We start from the raw sequence: 17402 nt of genomic DNA on the forward strand, positions 1-17402 counted from the left end.
GGCCCGCCCCGCGGCTCACCCGACCGCTCGCCCGCTCACTCGACGACGGGCGCCCACGCGTTGAGCCGGCGGAGCATGTCCGACTTCTTGCGGGTGTGCCCCTCCATCCGCACGAGGATGTCGTCGAGGGCCTCGATCGCGTCCACCACGAACGGTCCCTTGTTGAGCATCACGCACTCGGCGCGCTGGCCCATCGCCGCGTCCGTGACCTCCGCCCGGGAGGGCAGGCCCTTCTTGGCGAGGGACTCCAGGACCTGGGTGGCCCAGACCACGGGCACGTGCCCGGCCTCGCACAGCCACAGGATCTCCTCCTGCACCTCGGCCATCCGCTCGAACCCGGCCTCGACCGCGAGGTCCCCGCGGGCGATCATGACGCCCACGTCCTGCCACCGCATGGCCTCCAGCAGCATCGCCGGCAGGGACTCGAAGCCGCCCACGGTCTCGATCTTGAGGGTGACGTCCAGGGCGGTGTTGCCGATCCGCTCGAGCTCCCGCAGCAGGTCGGTCACGTCCTCCCGCGAGCGCACGAAGGACATGTTGACGATGTCGGCGTGCTCGGCAACGAACGGCAGGTGGGAGCGGTCCTCGTCGGTGAGCGAGGAGATGCGCAGGTCCGTCTCGGGCAGGTTGATGCCCTTACCGGCCTTGAGCCGGGTGCCGTCGGGGCCCGCCTGCAGCACCTCCAGCGCGATCTCGTCGGGCCCCACGGAGGTGATCCGGCAGCGGATCCTCCCGTCGTCGATCCAGGCCGGCTGCCCCTCCCGGGCGTCCGTGAACACCTCGGGCAGGGAGCAGCCGATCCGGAACGGGCTCTCGGACCGGACCGGGGCGGGTGCGAGGTCCCGGGTCAGCACCACGGTGTCCCCCGCGCGCACGCGCAGGGCCTGCTCGACGGCGGGCAGCTCGCCGAGCACGCCCTCCGTGCCGTCCTCGGCCCGCACGGCCAGGCCCGTGGCGAAGTACACGGTCTTGGCGCACTCGACGAGCACGCCGGGCCCGGTGGCCTCGATCACCCGCAGGGTCCGTCCGGAGCCGCGCGCGTCCTTGAGCCGCAGCCGCTCCCCCGGGGTGCGGGCCGCGGTCCAGGCGGCGCCGGCCACGGGGACGGCCGGGGCGTCGTCGTCGACCGCCGGGTCCGCCTCGCCCAGCCAGAGGCGGGCCGGGGCGGTCACCCGGCCGCCGCTGTCCCGGGTGGGCTTGATCTTCTCGACCTGCGGACCGGGCTCGATCGGCCCGGTGCGCAGCTTGGGCCCCGCGAGGTCCATGGCCACGCGGACCTCGCGGCCGAGCGCCTGCCCGGCCGCCCGGACGTGCCCGATCATGGCCGCCCACTGCTCGGGGCCGTCGTGCGCGCAGTTGATCCGGGCCACGTCCATCCCGGCGCGGACCATGTCCTGGACGAGCCGGGGGTCCGAGGCTGCCTCCGAGGGGAAGGTGACCATGATCCGGGTGCTCCGCCCCTCCCGGCCCGGGCCGAGCAGGGCCGCGGTGTTGCGGCGCAGCACCTCCGCACCGGGCTCGCCGGGCTCGTCGGGGCCGGGCGCCCCGACGTCCTCCTCCGGCCGGCCGGCGAGCACGCGGAGGGTCTCCAGCACGGCGCCGAGGTGGCTCATGACCCCGGCCTCCATCCGCCCCAGGGAGGACACGCCCAGGCCGCTGAGGTCCCGCTGCAGGTCCCGCACGTCCTGGCTGCGCACGGCCACGTAGTCCACGAGGTTGAGCGCGGACCCGCGGTGGCGGGGGTTCACGCGCTCGAGCTGCGGCACGGCCGTCCGGCGGGCCCGCAGCACCACGTCGACGAGCGCCGCGACCCGGTCGTGCAGCCGCGCGGCGCACTCCTGCCGGGCGGTCGCCGCCATGCCGTGCTCCCTCCCGCGGTCCCGGCCGGGTGCTGCCCCGCCGCGACCGCCGTCGACCTGCTGACTCCCCATGATCCTCCTCGTCCGCCCGGCTGTCAGCGCCGACCGTACCCGCCCCGGGCGAACAGCGGCTGAACACGAGGCGACGGGGCCTCAGGCGGGGCGGGCGAACGGGGAGCGGCGCAGGCGGTAGCCGTGGACGGGGATCAGCCGGCGGGAGCCGGTGCCGGCCTCCAGGATCCAGAGCAGCCGCAGGTGGGGGGCGCACTGGCCCACCGTGCCGACGTGGCGGAGGTGGTCCTGCTCCCACACCTCGATCCGGTCGCCGGGGCGGATCCGTGCGGGGTCCTGGACCCAGGTGTCATCGGCGGTCGCGTCGACGGTCGTCGCTCGGAGGGTCGTCATGGCGGCACGTCCTCTCGGGGTCGGGGTCCGGGGAGGGGGCCCTCGGACACCTCCAGGATCGTCCGCCGATGTGGCCGGTACGTTTCCGTCCGATGGACGGGCCGTGCATTCGTCCCGCGGGGGCTGTGAGACTCACCACGCGGACCGGCGGAGGGCTAGGCTCGTGCGGACGCCACCGCCTGCGCCCGCCCCGCGGCGGGCGGCAGGTCCCGCCACCGGAAGGAGCCGCTGTGATCAGCTCGGAGAACGTCAGGGCCTACGTGGAGCGCATGGCCTCGGACGAACCCGCCCCCGGCGGCGGCGCCGCGGGCGCCCTGCAGGCGGCGCTGGGCGCGGCCCTCATCGCGATGTCCGCCCGCTACTCCACGGCGTCCGAGCACGCGGACCGCGCCCGGCGCGCGGCCGACCGGGCCGAGGAGCTGATCCCGCGCGCGCTGGGCCTGGCGGACGCCGACGCCGAGGCCTTCGGCGCGCTCTCGGCCGCCTACACCCTGCCGAAGGACACCGACGAGGAGAGGGCGGAGCGCTCGCGGGCGGTCCAGGAGGCCACGGCCGGCGCCGCGCGCCCCCCGCGGGAGCTGATCGGCGTGGGCACCGAAGTGGTCGGGCTCGCGCGCGAGCTGACCGGCTGGTGCAACCCCAACGTCCTCAGCGACGTGGCGGCGGCCTCCGAGGCGGCCCGGGCCGCGGTGGCCACGGCCATGGTGACGCTCGAGATCAACGTCCGCGCCCTCAAGGACGCCGCGACCCGGGAGGAGCTGCGTGCGGGGCTGGCCGAGGGCGAGCGGGCCGTCGAGGACGCCGCGGAGCTCACGCGGCTGATCCGCGAGCGCGTCCAGGGCTGAGGACCGGGCCCGCGGGGCCTCAGTCCTCCGCGCCCGCGGCGCTCTCCGTGCCCGCCGTGCCCGCGGGGCGGCGCACCCCGAAGGAGCCGACGACGGCGAGCAGCGAGATGATCCCGCCGCACAGGAAGGCGCTCCGCACGCCCGCCTCGGTGGCCTCCGGAGCCGAGGCCCCGGCGGCCGCCGCGCCGGCGGCGGAGAGGGTCAGCACGGTGACGAACAGGGCCGTGCCCGCCGCACCCGCCACCTGCTGCAAGGTGCCCACCATGGCGGAGCCGTGCGAGTACAGCCGTGTCGGCAGGGCGCCCAGGCCCGCGGTGAACAGCGGGGTGAACATCAGGGCCAGACCCGTGCTGAGCACCACGTGGGCGAGCAGCACCATCGGGACGGGCGTGGCCCCCGTGGTGGAGGCGAGATACCAGAGGGACGCGCTCAGCAGGATCGAGCCCGGCACGAGCAGCACGGTGGGGCCCGAGCGGTCGTAGACCCGCCCCACGAAGGGTGCCAGCAGTCCCATGACGAGCCCGCCGGGCAGCAGCAGCAGGCCCGTGCCCAGGGGGTCGAGGCCGTGCACGGTCTGCAGGTAGATGGGCAGGACGATCAGCGTGCCGAAGAGGGCCATCATGCTGACGGCGAGCACCGCCGTGGACATCGTGAACACCCGGGACCGGAAGGTCCGCAGGTCCAGCAGGGCGCGGTCCGCGCGCTGCAGCCGCGTCTGGCGCCGCACGAACACGGCCAGCGCGGCCACGCCCAGCACGAGCGGCACCCACGCCGGGAGCGCGGCGTCCCCGCCCTCGCCGAGCGTGCTCAGGCCGTAGACGAGGCCGCCGAAGCCCAGGGCCGAGAGCACCACCGAGACCACGTCCAGCGGCGCCGGGCGGGGCTCGGTGACGTTCTGCATCCGCCACGCGCCGAGCAGCAGGGAGCCCACCGCGATCGGCAGCACCAGGATGAACATCCACCGCCACTCGAGCACGCTGAGGATGACGCCCGAGATGGTGGGCCCCACGGCCGGGGCGACCGAGATGACGATCGAGATGTTGCCCATGACCCGCCCGCGCCCGGCCGGCGGCACCAGGGTCAGCACCGTGGTCATCAGCAGCGGCATCATGATGGCGGTGCCGCCGGCCTGCACCACCCGCCCCGCGAGCAGCGTCCCGAACCCGGGCGCGGCCGCGCAGACGAGGGTGCCGAGGCTGAACAGGGTCATGGCGGTCAGGAACACGGGCCGGGTGTGCAGGCGCTGGAGCAGGAATCCCGTCACCGGGATGACCACGGCCATGGTCAGCATGTAGGCGGTGGTGAGCCACTGGCCGGCGACCGCCGTGACGGAGAGGTCGGCCATGAGGCGGGGCAGCGCCACGCCCATGATCGTCTCGTTGAGGATCACCACGAACGTGGAGACCAGCAGCAGCCCGATGACCAGGCGGTTGCGGGCGGAGTGGTCGGTGTCCGCGACGACGGCCGGGGGGCCGGTGTCCGGGAGCCCGGTGGAGGGCGCGGGGGCGGGGACGGGAGGGGTCTCGGACACGGGGACGTCGGGTGCCATGGGCGGGGGATCCTTCGGGACGCAGCAGTGGTTCACCGGTAGAGCCGTCCCGGCCCCCGCTTCATTCCCGTCCGGGAAGTGACAATGGGCTCATGCGCAGATACCTCAAGGACGCCGGCGTGCACGCCGAGATCACCCCGGACGGCTTCACCGAGGGCGGGTTCGTGCTCTCCATCGGCGGGGCCGAGCAGTCCCACGTGGACCTCGCCCGTCCCGGGGAGATCTTCTACGAGTACCTGCGGCGGATCGGCGGCGTGGTCGACGTGGTGGCGGCGCCGGGTGCGCCGGTCACCGCGGTCCACCTGGGCGCCGGGGCCCTGACGCTCGCCCGGTACGTGGCCGCGACCCGGCCCGGCTCCGCGCAGGTCGCCGTGGAGCTCGAGCGGGAGCTGCCCGCGTTCGTGCTCGAGGCGCTGCCCCTGCCTGCGGGGGCGGACGTGCGCGTCGTGATCGACGACGCCCGGGCGGCCCTGCCGGACGTCGTCGTCCCCGGGACCGCGGACCTCGTGGTCCTCGACGTCTTCTCGGGCCGGGACGCCCCCGCCCACCTCACGGAGCCGTCCTTCTACGCCGAGGCCGCCGGGCTGCTGGCGCCGGGCGGGGTGCTGGTCGTCAACGTGGGCGACGACCCCGGGCTGGCGTTCTTCGCCGGGCAGGCGCGGGCGATGCGGGTGGCGCTGGCCGACGTGTGGTGCCTGGCCGAGCAGCGGCTGCTCACGGGACGCTACCCGGGCAATCTGGTCCTCGTGGGCGGGCGCCGGGCCCTGCCCCGGGAGTGGGCGGACGCCTTCGCCGCCGCCGGACCGCACCCGGCGGGCGTGCTGGACGGCCTCGGCCTGGAGGAACTGCTCCACCGCCTGTAGCGTGGATCACACCGCCGAGCCGAGGAGCGTGCTGTGAGCACCGCCGAGAACACCGCCGAGAGCACCGCCACGAACGTCACCGCGAACATCCCGGGGAACACCACCGGGGGCACCGCCGGGGACACCACCGTCCTGGAGTCCGTCCCCGCCGTCGAGGGCGAGACGTTCTCCCGGGTGGCCCTGACGCCGGCCGCCGTGGAGCTGCTCGGGACGCTGCGGGGGATCCACGGGCGGCTGATGTTCCACCAGTCCGGCGGGTGCTGCGACGGCTCCGCGCCCATGTGCTACCCGGCCGGGGACTTCCTCACCGGCCCGGCGGACGTGCTGCTGGGCGTGTTCACGCTGCCCGGTGACCCGGCCACGGCCGAGCTCGAGTTCTGGATGTCCCGCGAGCAGTTCGAGTACTGGAAGCACACCTTCCTCACGGTGGACGTGGTGGAGGGCCGTGGCTCCGGGTTCTCGGTGGAGGCGCCGGAGGGCAAGCGCTTCCTGATCCGCTCGGCGCTCATGCAGGATCCGGCCGGCTCCTGAGCCGGCCCTGCTCGTCGAAGGACGGGCCCCGGTCGTGGACCGGGAAGGTGGTGAAGGCCGGGACCTCGTAGGGGTGGGCCCCGGCCATCGCCCGCAGCACGCGCTCGCGCTCGGCGGCCGGATACAGCGTCTCGATGCGGACCTCGTCGACCTCCTGGGGCGTGCCGACCTCCCCGATCACGGGGTGCGCCCCCGGCAGCGGCGTGAACCGCCCGGTGCCGCGGCTCACGAACGCGGTGTGGGAGTAGTTCCCGGCCCGTCCGGCCCCGGCCTCGCCCAGGGCCTGCAGGACCTGCTCGGCGTGGGTGGCGGGGACGAAGACGACCAGGCAGTGCTGCCCGCCGCTCGGGGGCTCAGTGCTCATGGGGGGCGCAGACCTCCGGTTCGTCGTGGTCCGCGGGCTCCAGCTGGATCGTGGAGTGCTGGACGGACACGGGGAAGTGCTCGGCCACGCACTGCTGGATCCGGCCCAGCGCCTCCGCGGAGCCGCCGGAGTAGAAGTACTCCTCCTCGAGCACCACGTGGGCGGTGAGCACGGGCAGGTCCGAGGAGATCCGGGTCGCGTGCAGGTCGTGGACCTCCACCACGTGCGGGAGCTCGAGGATGTGCCCGCGGACCTCGTCCATGTCGAGCCCGGGGGGCACGCTCTCCATGAGCACGGACAGGGACTCCACGAGCAGCCGGATGGTGCGGGGCACGATGAGCGCCCCGATGAGCAGCGCCACCACGGCGTCCGCCTGCACCCAGCCGGTGAGGGTGATGACCACGGCCGCGACGATCACGGCGACCGAGCCCAGGGCGTCGTTGAGCACCTCGAGCATCGCCGCGCGCAGGTTCAGGTTCGAGCGCCGGCCCCCGAAGAGCACGGCCATCGCCACGAGGTTGCCGGCCAGGCCCAGGGCGCCGAAGACCAGCATCTCGGCCGAGGCCACCGGGTGCGGCTCGAGGAACCGGCGCACGCCCTCCACGAGCACGAACAGCCCCACGGCCAGCAGCACCCCGGCCTGCAGGGCCGCGGCCACGATCTCCGCGCGCCGCCAGCCCCACGTGCGCCGGGCGCTGGGCGGGCGCAGGGTCAGCTGCGCGGCGATCAGCGCGAGCAGCAGCCCGCCCGCGTCCGTGAGCACGTGGGCGGTGTCGATGAGGAGCGCCAGGGAGCCCGTCCACAGGGCGCCGACCAGCTGGACGACGAACAGCGCCGCGGTGATCCCGAGGGCGGTGGCGATCCGCCACCGGTCGGTCCCGGGGCCGGCGTGCGAGTGCCCGGGTACGTGGTCGTGCTCCGCGCGTCCGCGGTCCCCGGCGTGGTCGTGAGCCATGCCCCCATCGTAGAACGCGGGCGGGGGCCCGGCGTCGCGGCTCAGCCGGTGACGAACCCGCGGAACTCCCCGGTGGCAGGGCCGTAGTGGGAGTCCACCTTCATCACGGCGCCGGGCGTGCCGCCGCCGTTGAGGGCCTTGAGCAGGTCCCGCACGGCGTGCCGGGGGCCCTCGGCGATCACCCCCACGGTGCCGTCCGCGTTGTTCACCGCCGAGCCGTGCAGGCCCAGCCGCTCCGCGTGGCGCGCGGTCCACCAGCGGAACCCGACGCCCTGCACGGAGCCGTGCACCACGGCGGTCAGGCGCAGGACCTCCTCGAGGTCCAGCCGTTCGGGGTCCCGGCCGGCGGTGGCTCCCTGGTGGATCGGAGGCAGGCTCACAGGTCCACCACCGTGGACTGGCCGGGGTCGATCTGCTCCCCGGTGGCGCGGGCCCTGGCCCAGCGCAGCGCGGTGGCGACCGTCCCGGGGCTGCGCCAGTGCTCGGCGGTCTCCGTGCGCACGCGCAGCACCACGAGCCCGGGGGTGGCGGGCCCGTCCGGGTAGTACGCCTTCAGCGCGTCGGACCACAGCCCTTCGAGCACCTGCCGGTCCTCGACCACCTCGGCGGCGCCGGAGATCGAGACCCATTCGTGGTCCCCCACGAACGCGACGTTGACGGCGTCGTTGGCCGCCACGTCCCGGACCGAGGAGGTGTCCCGGCTGGTGAAGAAGTTGAGGTCCTCCCCCGGGGCCACGTCGACCACCGTCATCGGGCGGCTGACGAGCTTGCCGGTGGCCTCGCGGGTGCTGAGCATGCCGACGCGGGTGCGGTTCACGAACTCGACGATGTGCTGGATGTCATCCTGGTGGGTGCTCATGTGGTCAGATTAGGGAACGACCGGGCCTCGTGGCACGGCCGGGCCCGGGAATTCATCATGGGCGGAACCGCGCATGCGCCGGCGCGCCGGAACGGCCCGGTCAGCGGGCCCACGAGAGGACGAGAGCAGGACCATGGACGACACACAGGTCTCGGAGCAGACCGCAGAGACAACGACGGAGAGCACCACCGGGGCGATCAGCGCCCAGGACCGGATCGAGATCGCCGAGATCCTGAGCTTCTCCTCGCACCTGCTGGACAACCGCCAGTGGGACATGTTCGGGGAGGTGTTCGTGCCGGAGGTCCGCCTCAGTGCACCGCAGGGCGAGTTCGACGGCCCGGCGGGCGTGCGGCGCTTCGTCGAGTCCGTCGATCTCGCCCGCTTCCCCGCCACGCACACCCTGAACTCGATCGTGGAGGCCGTGGACGCGGACACCGCCGTGTGCTGGTCCAGGATGCTGCTGCTGACGTGGGACCGGAGGGTGGCCTGCGGCGACTACATCGACACGTTCCGCCGCACCGGCGACGGGTGGCGGATCGAGCGGCGCACCGTGGCGCCCCGCAACGACTCCGCCTCCGCGGCGCTCGCCGAGGGCGGCTACGCGCCGGCCCCGTACGCCTACGCGATGTTCGACGACGCCGTGCTCGCGGCCGCCGACCGGACCCGCCGGTGAGCCCCGCACCGGGCGCGGGGTGGGACCGGGTGCCCGCCGCCGACGCGCTCGAGATCGGCACCGTCCTGAGCCGGTGCGCCCGGGTGGTGGACGCCCGCGCCTGGCCGGACCTGGACCGGGTGTTCACCGGGGACGCCGTCGTCGTGTCCCCGGGCGGGACCGCGCGCGGGCCCGCCGAGATCGCCGAGCGGACCCTGGCCGAGACCCGGGACCCCCACCTGGTCACCGACACGGTGCTGCGCCGGCTCGCCCCGGACCGGGTGCGGGCCTGGAGCAAGTGGCTGGTGGTGTGCGCCGACGGGACCGCACTGGGCGGGGACCAGCTGGACCTGCTCGTGCGCACCCCGGACGGCTGGCGGATCGCCGAGCGCCGCATCGCCGCCCTGGACGCGCCCGGGCCCGGCGCGACCGCACGCGCCCTGGGGACGGCCGACTTCCTGGCCTAGGGGCCGTGCGCCGTTCCCGGCCCGGGGGCCCTGCGACGAGGGGCGGCCGCCGTGCCCGGGGTCCCGGTGCGCGGCGGCCGCCCCTCGTGCGGTGCGCTCAGGCGGTCACGGCTGCACCTCGAGCGCCTCGGTGATGAGCGTGTGCCCGTCGGAGAACTCGATGGTCTTCCCGATGGTCGAGGGGTCGTCCAGCACGGCCGCGACCACGAGCGCCACGTTGGCCCGCGAGGTCCGGTGCTCGCCGTCCCGCTCGCCCGCGGACACGTCGATCCTGCCGGTCGCCTCGTCCTCCGTGAGGGCGCCGGGGCCCACGATCGTCCAGTCGAGCGAGGAGGCGCGCAGGTGGTCGTCGGCGTCGGCCTTGGCCTGGGCGTAGGCGTGGAAGGGGTCGTCCTCGGGGACGCCGTGGTCCTGGCCGGCGCCGAAGTAGGAGACCATGACGAAGCGCTTGGCGCCGGCCATCACGGCCGCGTCCATCGCGCGGATCGCCGCGTCCCGGTCCACGGCGTAGGTGCGCTCGGGGCTGCCGCCGCCGGCGCCGGCGCTCCACACGACGGCGTCCTGGCCCTCGAGCAGGTCCGCGAGCTGGGCGACCGACAGCTGCTCCACGTCGGCCACCACGGGGGACGCGCCGGTGTTCTCGACGTCGTCCGTGTGGTCGGGGTTGCGGAAGATGCTCGTGACCTCGTTGCCGCCGGTCTTGAGCAGCTGGGCGAGGACGAGGGCGACCTTGCCGTGGCCGCCGATGATGGCTGTGCGGGACATGGATGTGCTCCTTGGGGTGGTGAGGGGACGTGGTGTTCTCCCCCGACGCTAGCCCCCTCCCGGCCGCAGGGACACGGCTCACGCGGAGGGCGAAACCGGGAATGCGCCCGGCCCCGGCGTCCGGCGCCGCCTCGGGTAGCCTCGACGGGACCCCTGTTCCCGACCGGAGGCTGCCCCGTGCTGATCTTCCAGCTCCTGCTGACCGCGATCGCCCTCGTCCTGCTGGTCGTCGCCCTGATCGACGGCGCGTGGACGCTCGCGCTCATCGCCGCCATGATGCTGATGATCGCGGTGTCCGGCGTGTTCATCGCCTACCGCCGGGAGAAGCACCTGGGCCGGCGCTGAGCGCCCCCGCTCCTCCCCCGGACCGCTCCGGGGCTACTCGGCGGCGTCCTCGATGCCGGTCACGGCGGTGAGGATGAACACCGAGTCCTCCAGGGCCACCACGGAGTGCCTCTCCGCGGGGATCACGTGCAGGTGTCCGGCCCCGAGCACCAGGTCCTCGCTCGAGGAGACCCGGATCCGCCCGTGCAGCACCTGCAGGCTCCCGGCGTAGGGGGCGTTGTGCTCCGCGAGCACCGCCCCCTCCTTGAGGGCCAGGAGGGTCTGGCGCAGCACCTTCTGGTGCAGGAGCTGCTCGGCGCTGCGCCCGTGCGGGGCGTGGCGTGCCTCGTTCAGGTGCTGCAGGGCGATCTCGTTCAGGTGCTGCATGGTTCTCCTCCTGGGTAGGTGATCCGGTCTCCGTCGACCACGGCGAAGTCCCGCAGCGTCGCGGGGGTCAGCTTGCCGGGGCCCATGATGTGCTGCACGTCGTGCCCGCGCACCAGCAGGGCCTCGGCCACGAGCGAGCGGTGGCAGCGCCACCAGACGGCCTCCGCGCACATGATCGCGACGACGCGGTCCTCGGCCAGGCGCTCGAGCCCGGCCAGCGCGGCCCGGAACTCGTCGGTCAGCATGTGGTCGGCGTAGCCGCGGAAGGACTCGTTGCGCCAGGCGGTGTTGACCGAGTCCTTCGAGGTGGGGCGCAGCCCGCCCAGGCCCTTGCAGTAGCTGTGCCCGATGCCGGCCTCCGCGAGCGTGCCCGGCAGCGCGTCGAGGTTGAACTGCGGGTTCGTCCGCGAGCGCGGCACCGTGCGGATGTCGACGAGCTGCTGCACCCCGGAATCCTGCAGCAGCGCCACGAACTCCTCGGCGGAGCGCGTGGAGTGGCCCACGGTGTAGACGGTGTGCGCTGTCATGTCCCCACCCTACTGACCGGGCACGGAGGCCTCCCCGTCCCGACACGGCCCGCTCCGCGGGAGCCGGCACGGGCCGTCACGACCCGCCGGAGCCGGCCTCGGTCCAGCGGGCGGACCCGCCCGGGGTCCGGCGGCCGACGGCCGCCCGGGAGTTCCACGCCTCGTGGTCGGCCATGGTGAAGCGCCGGCCCGTCACCGCGGTCGGGACGATGCGGACGAACTGGTCCTTCATCCCCTCCTGCCATGGGAACAGGGGCAGCTGCAGGGCCTCCATCAGCGCGTGGCCCGGCCGGACGCTCTCGGCGGCGCCCTTCACGATCACGCTCCACGCCGTGGCGGTCGCCGGGTCGTGCCCGTCGATCTCGAGGGCCACCGCCAGGCCCTCGAGCGCGCCGCTCACCTTCGTGCCCAGGCCCGAGCGGAACACGATCGTCTCGCGGTCGACCACGTAGTTGATCGGGAAGATCTCCGGCGCCCCGTCCACCACGACGGCCAGCCGGGCGACGCCGTCCGCCCGCAGCCGGCCCCAGCAGTCCTCGGGGGCGAGCTCCTCCACGTCCTTGCGGTACCACTCCACCGTCGACCCCTTCCGTGCTCCTCGGCCGCCCGGGGGTGCCCGGCCGCCACCTCCAACCTACGGTGCCGCCGCCGCCGGGGGAACAGGACCGGCCCGCGCCGCGGCGCCCGGTCCGGGACGTGGGAGAATCGGGTCCATGAGCGTGGTGATCGCGGGATGCGGAGACCTGGGCACGGAGATCGGGCTGCGGCTGGCCGCGCAGGGGCACGAGGTGCTGGGCCTGCGCCGCCGCGCGGAGCTGTTGCCGCCGCCCCTGACCGGGATCGCGGTGGACCTGAGCACCGAGGTGCCCGAGCTGCCGGGCGACGTCGAGCTGCTGGTCGTGGCCACCGCCGCGGACGGGCGGACGCCGGAGGCCTACCGGGCGGCCTACGTCGACGGCCTGCGCCACCTGTTCGACGGGCTGCGCGCCGCCGGGGCCCTGCCCCGGCGCGCCCTGCTGGTCTCCTCGACCGCCGTGTGCGGGGACGCCGACGGCGGTGAGGTCACCGAGGACACCCCGCCGGACCCCTCGACCCCCACCGCGCGGATCCTGCTGGAGGCCGAGGAGCTGTTCCACGAGCAGTTCCCGCACGGCACGGTCCTGCGGCTGTCCGGGATCTACGGGCCGGGCCGGACGCGGCTGATCGACAAGGTGCGCTCCGGGGACGGTGCCGCCGGGGCCGCCTGGACCAACCGCATCCACCGCGACGACGCGGCGGCGGCCGCCGTGCACCTGCTGACCATGGACGCGCAGCCGCTCACGCTGTACCTGGGCACGGACGACGAGCCCGTGCCCGAGCTCGAGGTCCTCGAGTTCCTGGCGCAGGAGCTCGGCGTCCCCCGGCCCGAGGACGTCCCGGAGGCGGACGCGCCGCGCCGGGGCTCGAAGCGGCTGTCCAACCGGCGGCTGCGGGAGTCCGGCGTCGAGCTGCGCCACCCCACGTACCGGGAGGGCTACCGGGCGGTGCTCGCCGGGGAGGGCGTGCGCCACCCCTGACCGGCGCCCACCCGCAGGACGACGTCGCGCACCTCGTAGGCGGCGATCAGCTCGACCCACGCGACCCGCGGCGGGTGCGCGAACTCCAGGGGCAGCCGCAGCAGGCGCTGCAGGAAGACGTCGGTCTCCTGGATCGCGAGGAACCCGCCCGGGCACCGGTGGGCGCCGTCCCCGAAGGACATCGCCTCGGGCCGGATCCCGCGCGGCCGGGACCGTTCCGGGCACAGCTGCCGGGCGTCCTCCCCCAGGGCCTGCTCGTCGGTGTTCGCCTGGCGGACGTAGAGGTCGAGCAGCGCCCCGGCGGGCACCTCGTGGCGCTCGTCCCCGTCCTCCAGGACCAGCTCCCGCGTGGTCCGGCGGTAGAGGTGGCCCACCACCGGTTCCAGGCGCAGGATCTCGTGCAGGACCCCGTGCCGGGCCGGCTCGTCGGCCGCGAGGTACTCCTCCCGCAGCCGGTCGTCCTCCAGCAGGTGCCAGGCGGCCACCGCGATGAACTCGCGGGTGGTGGCCATGCCGGCGGCCGCGTAGGTGAGGCACTCCACGAGGATCTCCCGGTCCGTGTAGTCCTCCGCGAGCAGGTGGGACACGACGTCCTCCTGCGGCTCCCGGCGCCGGGCCCGGATGGCCGGGCGCACGTCCCGGAGCTGGAAGGCGGTCATCGCCCACATCGGCCGCAGGGCTCCGGCGACGGCGCCCAGCCGAGCGGGGAGCCGGCGCCGCGGGGAACCGGCGGAGCCGCTCACGGGGCCGCTGAAGAAGCGCTCCAGGCGCCGGGACATCCCGTCGATGTCCGAGTTCGTCAGCCCCACCACCTGGGCGGCGACCTCCACGGAGTAGCGCAGGGTGATCGCGGACAGCTCGGCCCCGCCGTCCTGCCGGATCCGCTCGATCAGCTCGTCGGCGCGCTCCTCCATCAGGGCCCGGTAGCGGCGGCTCACCGCGGCCGGGGTGAAGAACCTCGCGGTGGCGGTGCGCTGGCGCCGGTGCTCCGGACCGTCCGCGTAGAGCACGGGCGGGTGGTCGCCGGTCAGGCCCTGCCGGGCGGTCTCCGCGCTGAAGCCGGCCTGGACCGTGCCGTCGGCCTCCCGCAGCACCTGGCGGACCATCGGCAGGGAGCGGACGTGCCAGACGCCGTCGAGCACCTCCACCCGCGGCGCGCTGCGCTCGCCGGGCGGGGCGGTCCGGCGCCGGTCGCCGTGCGGGACGGGGCAGCGGGTCTCGGGGCGGGCGTCGTCGCTCATGGGCTCATGCTAGTCCCGCCTCCTGACGCCGGGGGTCGCGTTCTGCGGCGATCGGCGACTCGGTCCGACCGGACGCGACCCCTCGGGGATGCACAGTGCAGAACGAGCCCCGTCGCGGCAGCCGGACCCCGGGGCGCAGCTGCGCGCGCAGGGGACCGGGCCCCTGGTCAGCGCACCGGCTCCGCCACGAGGCCGGAGACCTCGAGCCGGTCCCCGGTGACGCCGTGCCGCTGCATCAGGTCCGCGGTCCGCTGTAGATCCTCCTCCTGCGCTCCCCCGGACGAGAGCGCCGCCGCGGCCTCGCCGCCGGATCCGGGCGCGGTCTCAGCTCCGCTCCGCCTGGTCGTTCTCGATCTGCGCCGTGGCGGGCAGCACCTGGGAGGACGAGGGCCCGTCCAGCACGACCAGCAGCACGCGCAGGTCGGCCTCGGAGAGGTAGGCCCCCACCAGGCGGTGGTTGGAGTCGAGGACCACGAGGAAGCCCTCGGTCCGGTACGCCGGGACGGTGAGCTGGACCGGGCCCGACTCCTCCGCGAACTCCTGCCGCATGTGCTCGATCTTGCCCTGCCGGTCCTCCGGCCACTGCTTCGCCGCCGCCTCGGCGAGGGTCAGCGGCCGGTGCTGCGGGTGCGACCACTCGCCCGGGTTGCCCTCGGGGTCCACGTGCCACACCGTGTAGAGGTCGGCGAGCTCCTCCCGGGACGAGATCACGAGGTCCTCGATCCGGGAGTTCTCGTCGTCCACCGCACCCCAGTCGAGCCAGGCCCGGATGTCGTCGCCGAACAGGGTCTTGAAGTCCGAAACGTCCATGCCGTCATCTCAGCAGACTTGTGTGCTCACCGCCACAGTGACGCCGGGCCGGGCGCTCAGGAGCCCTCGGCGCTCCCCCGGGCCGGGCGCGCCGCCGCCCCGGGCCGGACGTTGAACGCCGAGGCGGAGCGGTCGACGGGCTCGGTCGGGAACACCGTGTGCCCCTCCGTCCACTTGTGCCGCGCGTAGGAGTGCAGCCGGTCGGCGAACGGCCCGTCCCGCCACTCCAGGTAGGGCATGTCCTGGCTCGCGTCGAGCAGGAAGTAGCTGCTGAACGCCCGGATCACCTGCGGCGCGCCCGGGTCCGCCGCCGGCTCCTCCGCCGCGGCGGGATCCCCGAGCACCAGGAAGATCGGGGCTCCGGGCAGGCCGTCGTAGACCCGCACCTCCAGGCGTTCGGCCACCACGGGATCGAGCTCGCCGAGGGCCCGGAGCTGGTGGACCAGCGTGTCGAAGCTGCGCCGCAGGTCCATGGGCGAGAGGCCGTAGTGGTGGCGGATCTCGCGGAGCCGGGACGCGAGCGCGGGCGACTTCGGGTCGAGGACCAGCAGCCGGACGCGGACCCCGGCGTCGAGCGCCTTGTGGATCGCGTCCAGGTCGCCGGCCAGGGTCAGCGGGAAGGTGTCCATCCACCACAGCTCCTGTCCGGGCTGCACGCCCCGGAGCACGTCGACCGCGTCGAGCTCCTCACGGACCCCCACGAGGCCGAGCCGGTCGTCGCGGGCCGCCGCCGGCGCGGGGACCGGGGGACGCTGCGCCTCGACGGGCCAGGAGCCGCGCCAGCGCGCCAGCCCGGCGTCCAGGAGCAGCCCCACGCCGCCCACGGTGAGCAGGACGGCCCCGGCGTCGAGGAGCACCTCCGACCACGCCCGTCCGGCCACCAGGGCGACGACGACGAGCGCCGCGCCGAGGCCGACCAGCACGACCGGCGCCGTGACCGGGCGCCGCTCCGGCACGGTGCGTGCGGCGGCGCGCCACCCGTCACCCCCGGCCCGGTCCTGGGCGGCACTGCGGATCTCCAGCACGGGACTCCCCCTCCTCGAGCGGCTCTGCTCCCACCCTGGCACGGCTCCTGACCTGGGCGTTAGCACCGTGGGCACCGGGGCTTTTTGTGACAGCCGGTGCGCCGCGCCCGTCCGGAGCTCCGTCCCCACTTCTGCGGCACCGCACCACACCATGCGTTTGCATACCTAAACTCGGAGTCGGGCGGGTGGGGGCACGGCGTCACGACCGCTCCCCGCCCCGGGGACCGGCCCCACGCCCAGCAGCTGACCGCACCGGCCGCGCTGCCCCCTCCTGCGGAAGGCACCTCTCTTGGCCACGACACTCCGGGACCGCCTCGGCGACCGTCACAACCGCCTCAACGCCCTCCGCCTGGGCCTGGCGTCCCTGGTGATCGTCGGCCACGCCTGGCCGCTGACCGGCGCGAACGGCCCGAGCCTCGAGGTCCTGTCCGACGTGGCCGTCAACGGCTTCTTCGTGCTCAGCGGCTACCTCATCGCGGAGAGCAGGGGGCGGACCACGCTGGTGCCCTACCTCTGGCGTCGGTTCCTGCGCATCTACCCGGCCTTCCTGGTGAGCCTGCTCGTGGTGGCCGCCCTCTTCGCGCCGCTCGCGGCCGCGCTCGAGGGCACGTCCCTCGACCTGGCCTCCGCCGCCGGCTTCGTGCTGAGCAACGGGGACCTGAGGATCTCGCAGTGGGGCATCGAGGGGACCCTGGTCCGGGTCCCGGCCCCGGACTCCTGGAACGGCTCCCTGTGGACCTTGTTCTACGAGGCGCTGGCCTACGTGCTGATCGGGCTCGTCCTCAGCCTCGCCGTCGCGGCGCGGCACGCCCGGTGGGTGCTCCCTGCGCTGTTCCTCGTCGTGCTCGTCCTCCGACCCCTGGTCGAGGGCCCGCTGGAGGTCACGAGCCACCTCTGGCTCAACGGCGCCCGGCTGGTGGGCTACTTCCTGGCGGGCGCGGCGGTCTGGGCCTGGGCGGGGACGTGGCGGCCCACTTGGGTGCACGTCGCGGGGGCGGGCGTCGTCTACGCCGTGCTGACGGACCAGGGCTGGGCGGACCTGTACGGGCAGCTGCCGCTCGCCGTGCTGCTCCTCGGCCTCGGCGCCGCCCCGTCCCGGAACTGGACCACCCGCACCGACCTCTCCTACGGCGTCTACATCTACGCGTACCCGGTGCAGCAGCTCCTCGTGCTGCTCGGCACGGCGTCGTGGGGCGTCGCCGTCAACTCCCTGCTCGTCGTCCTGCTGACGCTGCCCCTGGCGCTGCTGTCGTGGACGCTCGTCGAGAAGCCCGCCCTGCGGGCCAAGGCGTGGCTCGACCCCCGCCACCGGCCCGACCGGAGGGTCCCCTCCGCCGGCGCGCAGAATCCCCCGCCCGCGGCAGTGGAGGGATCCCGTCCGGAGTGACCGCACCGGCTCCCACCCCCGCCGCCCGGCC

At 74.7% G+C, this 17402-nt stretch carries 22 protein-coding genes; 8 read left to right on the plus strand and 14 right to left on the minus strand.

Annotated elements, in window-relative coordinates:
• Window positions 1-35 precede the first annotated feature (35 nt).
• On the minus strand, window positions 36-1931 hold the full coding sequence (locus tag AC6CH6_RS14600; protein WP_498255663.1) for a pyruvate kinase: 1896 nt from the start codon (window positions 1929-1931) through the stop codon (window positions 36-38).
• An 81-nt stretch (window positions 1932-2012) separates the two neighbouring features.
• Window positions 2013-2264 carry a hypothetical protein gene (locus AC6CH6_RS14605; protein WP_133409105.1) on the minus strand — a complete coding sequence of 84 codons (252 nt, stop codon included), beginning with the start codon at window positions 2262-2264 and terminating at the stop codon, window positions 2013-2015.
• Window positions 2265-2494: 230 nt separating this feature from the next.
• On the opposite strand from AC6CH6_RS14605, the gene AC6CH6_RS14610 reads away from it, so the two are divergent.
• Window positions 2495-3109 (plus strand): cyclodeaminase/cyclohydrolase family protein, encoded by a 615-nt coding sequence (locus AC6CH6_RS14610; RefSeq protein ID WP_498255664.1) that lies wholly within the window; start codon window positions 2495-2497, stop codon window positions 3107-3109.
• Window positions 3110-3128: 19 nt separating this feature from the next.
• On the opposite strand, the gene AC6CH6_RS14615 is transcribed toward AC6CH6_RS14610, so the two are convergent.
• Window positions 3129-4658 (minus strand): MDR family MFS transporter, encoded by a 1530-nt coding sequence (locus tag AC6CH6_RS14615; protein ID WP_368794967.1) that lies wholly within the window; start codon window positions 4656-4658, stop codon window positions 3129-3131.
• A gap of 92 nt (window positions 4659-4750) precedes the next feature.
• On the opposite strand from AC6CH6_RS14615, the gene AC6CH6_RS14620 reads away from it, so the two are divergent.
• Together AC6CH6_RS14620 and AC6CH6_RS14625 are read left to right on the plus strand one after the other, a co-directional pair.
• Window positions 4751-5521, plus strand: coding sequence for a spermidine synthase (locus AC6CH6_RS14620; protein WP_498255665.1), 771 nt, complete (start codon window positions 4751-4753; stop codon window positions 5519-5521).
• An 87-nt stretch (window positions 5522-5608) separates the two neighbouring features.
• A complete protein-coding gene (locus AC6CH6_RS14625; protein ID WP_498255780.1) occupies window positions 5609-6052 on the plus strand; it encodes a DUF779 domain-containing protein in 444 nt (147 codons plus the stop codon).
• Here AC6CH6_RS14625 and AC6CH6_RS14630 read toward each other — a convergent pair.
• From AC6CH6_RS14630 to AC6CH6_RS14645, 4 genes are read right to left on the minus strand one after another with little or no spacing between them, the layout of a single operon-like run.
• Complete coding sequence (locus AC6CH6_RS14630; protein ID WP_498255666.1) at window positions 6027-6416, minus strand: hypothetical protein; 390 nt, start codon at window positions 6414-6416, stop codon at window positions 6027-6029. The genes AC6CH6_RS14625 and AC6CH6_RS14630 overlap by 26 nt on opposite strands.
• Window positions 6406-7371, minus strand: coding sequence for a cation diffusion facilitator family transporter (locus AC6CH6_RS14635; RefSeq protein ID WP_498255667.1), 966 nt, complete (start codon window positions 7369-7371; stop codon window positions 6406-6408). The genes AC6CH6_RS14630 and AC6CH6_RS14635 overlap by 11 nt, the downstream gene beginning before the upstream one ends.
• A 41-nt stretch (window positions 7372-7412) precedes the next feature.
• Complete coding sequence (locus tag AC6CH6_RS14640) at window positions 7413-7751, minus strand: acylphosphatase (RefSeq protein WP_017833480.1); 339 nt, start codon at window positions 7749-7751, stop codon at window positions 7413-7415.
• A complete protein-coding gene (locus AC6CH6_RS14645) occupies window positions 7748-8230 on the minus strand; it encodes a pyridoxamine 5'-phosphate oxidase family protein (RefSeq protein ID WP_017833479.1) in 483 nt (160 codons plus the stop codon). Before AC6CH6_RS14645 ends, AC6CH6_RS14640 begins: the two co-directional genes overlap by 4 nt.
• Before the next feature lie 133 nt (window positions 8231-8363).
• On the opposite strand from AC6CH6_RS14645, the gene AC6CH6_RS14650 reads away from it, so the two are divergent.
• Window positions 8364-8903, plus strand: coding sequence for a nuclear transport factor 2 family protein (locus AC6CH6_RS14650; protein ID WP_498255668.1), 540 nt, complete (start codon window positions 8364-8366; stop codon window positions 8901-8903).
• Entirely contained in the window at window positions 8900-9349 is a 450-nt protein-coding gene (locus tag AC6CH6_RS14655; protein ID WP_498255669.1) for a nuclear transport factor 2 family protein, read from the plus strand. The genes AC6CH6_RS14650 and AC6CH6_RS14655 overlap by 4 nt, the downstream gene beginning before the upstream one ends.
• A 105-nt stretch (window positions 9350-9454) precedes the next feature.
• Here AC6CH6_RS14655 and AC6CH6_RS14660 read toward each other — a convergent pair whose 3' ends face one another.
• Window positions 9455-10114: an SDR family oxidoreductase gene (locus AC6CH6_RS14660; RefSeq protein ID WP_498255670.1), complete on the minus strand. Its 660-nt coding sequence runs from the start codon at window positions 10112-10114 to the stop codon at window positions 9455-9457.
• 177 nt (window positions 10115-10291) lie between these two features.
• Between AC6CH6_RS14660 and AC6CH6_RS14665 the strand changes: the two genes are divergently transcribed.
• Complete coding sequence (locus AC6CH6_RS14665) at window positions 10292-10459, plus strand: hypothetical protein (protein ID WP_017833475.1); 168 nt, start codon at window positions 10292-10294, stop codon at window positions 10457-10459.
• Window positions 10460-10492: 33 nt separating this feature from the next.
• On the opposite strand, the gene AC6CH6_RS14670 is transcribed toward AC6CH6_RS14665, so the two are convergent.
• The 3 genes from AC6CH6_RS14670 to AC6CH6_RS14680 form a co-directional block, all read right to left on the minus strand.
• A complete protein-coding gene (locus AC6CH6_RS14670) occupies window positions 10493-10825 on the minus strand; it encodes a cupin domain-containing protein (RefSeq protein WP_017833474.1) in 333 nt (110 codons plus the stop codon).
• On the minus strand, window positions 10813-11352 hold the full coding sequence (locus AC6CH6_RS14675) for a DUF488 domain-containing protein (protein ID WP_498255671.1): 540 nt from the start codon (window positions 11350-11352) through the stop codon (window positions 10813-10815). Before AC6CH6_RS14675 ends, AC6CH6_RS14670 begins: the two co-directional genes overlap by 13 nt.
• A gap of 76 nt (window positions 11353-11428) precedes the next feature.
• Entirely contained in the window at window positions 11429-11929 is a 501-nt protein-coding gene (locus tag AC6CH6_RS14680) for a pyridoxamine 5'-phosphate oxidase family protein (protein ID WP_498255672.1), read from the minus strand.
• Between the two features lie 136 nt (window positions 11930-12065).
• Between AC6CH6_RS14680 and AC6CH6_RS14685 the strand changes: the two genes are divergently transcribed.
• Window positions 12066-12908 (plus strand): SDR family oxidoreductase, encoded by an 843-nt coding sequence (locus tag AC6CH6_RS14685; RefSeq protein WP_498255673.1) that lies wholly within the window; start codon window positions 12066-12068, stop codon window positions 12906-12908.
• On the opposite strand, the gene AC6CH6_RS14690 is transcribed toward AC6CH6_RS14685, so the two are convergent.
• The 3 genes from AC6CH6_RS14690 to AC6CH6_RS14700 form a co-directional block, all read right to left on the minus strand.
• Window positions 12866-14149: a cytochrome P450 gene (locus AC6CH6_RS14690; RefSeq protein WP_498255674.1), complete on the minus strand. Its 1284-nt coding sequence runs from the start codon at window positions 14147-14149 to the stop codon at window positions 12866-12868. The two genes, AC6CH6_RS14685 and AC6CH6_RS14690, sit on opposite strands and share 43 nt — an antisense overlap.
• A 324-nt stretch (window positions 14150-14473) precedes the next feature.
• Window positions 14474-14959 (minus strand): hypothetical protein, encoded by a 486-nt coding sequence (locus AC6CH6_RS14695; RefSeq protein ID WP_498255675.1) that lies wholly within the window; start codon window positions 14957-14959, stop codon window positions 14474-14476.
• 56 nt (window positions 14960-15015) lie between these two features.
• Window positions 15016-15984 carry a DUF5919 domain-containing protein gene (locus AC6CH6_RS14700; protein WP_498255676.1) on the minus strand — a complete coding sequence of 323 codons (969 nt, stop codon included), beginning with the start codon at window positions 15982-15984 and terminating at the stop codon, window positions 15016-15018.
• A gap of 289 nt (window positions 15985-16273) precedes the next feature.
• On the opposite strand from AC6CH6_RS14700, the gene AC6CH6_RS14705 reads away from it, so the two are divergent.
• Window positions 16274-17371 carry an acyltransferase family protein gene (locus AC6CH6_RS14705; RefSeq protein WP_498255677.1) on the plus strand — a complete coding sequence of 366 codons (1098 nt, stop codon included), beginning with the start codon at window positions 16274-16276 and terminating at the stop codon, window positions 17369-17371.
• Window positions 17372-17402 lie beyond the last annotated feature (31 nt).

The sequence above is a fragment of the Kocuria sp. GQ42 genome (assembly GCF_059758435.1).

Coding starts and splice junctions, on each gene's coding strand:
- AC6CH6_RS14635 (WP_498255667.1), bottom strand. CDS start 7,371: ATGGCTCACGACCACGCCGGGGACCGCGGACGCGCGGAGCACGACCAC.
- AC6CH6_RS14690 (WP_498255674.1), bottom strand. CDS start 14,149: ATGAGCGACGACGCCCGCCCCGAGACCCGCTGCCCCGTCCCGCACGGC.
- AC6CH6_RS14660 (WP_498255670.1), bottom strand. CDS start 10,114: ATGTCCCGCACAGCCATCATCGGCGGCCACGGCAAGGTCGCCCTCGTC.
- AC6CH6_RS14605 (WP_133409105.1), bottom strand. CDS start 2,264: ATGACGACCCTCCGAGCGACGACCGTCGACGCGACCGCCGATGACACC.
- AC6CH6_RS14695 (WP_498255675.1), bottom strand. CDS start 14,959: ATGGACGTTTCGGACTTCAAGACCCTGTTCGGCGACGACATCCGGGCC.
- AC6CH6_RS14650 (WP_498255668.1), top strand. CDS start 8,364: ATGGACGACACACAGGTCTCGGAGCAGACCGCAGAGACAACGACGGAG.
- AC6CH6_RS14615 (WP_368794967.1), bottom strand. CDS start 4,658: ATGGCACCCGACGTCCCCGTGTCCGAGACCCCTCCCGTCCCCGCCCCC.
- AC6CH6_RS14600 (WP_498255663.1), bottom strand. CDS start 1,931: ATGGGGAGTCAGCAGGTCGACGGCGGTCGCGGCGGGGCAGCACCCGGC.
- AC6CH6_RS14620 (WP_498255665.1), top strand. CDS start 4,751: ATGCGCAGATACCTCAAGGACGCCGGCGTGCACGCCGAGATCACCCCG.
- AC6CH6_RS14675 (WP_498255671.1), bottom strand. CDS start 11,352: ATGACAGCGCACACCGTCTACACCGTGGGCCACTCCACGCGCTCCGCC.
- AC6CH6_RS14630 (WP_498255666.1), bottom strand. CDS start 6,416: ATGAGCACTGAGCCCCCGAGCGGCGGGCAGCACTGCCTGGTCGTCTTC.
- AC6CH6_RS14685 (WP_498255673.1), top strand. CDS start 12,066: ATGAGCGTGGTGATCGCGGGATGCGGAGACCTGGGCACGGAGATCGGG.
- AC6CH6_RS14670 (WP_017833474.1), bottom strand. CDS start 10,825: ATGCAGCACCTGAACGAGATCGCCCTGCAGCACCTGAACGAGGCACGC.
- AC6CH6_RS14645 (WP_017833479.1), bottom strand. CDS start 8,230: ATGAGCACCCACCAGGATGACATCCAGCACATCGTCGAGTTCGTGAAC.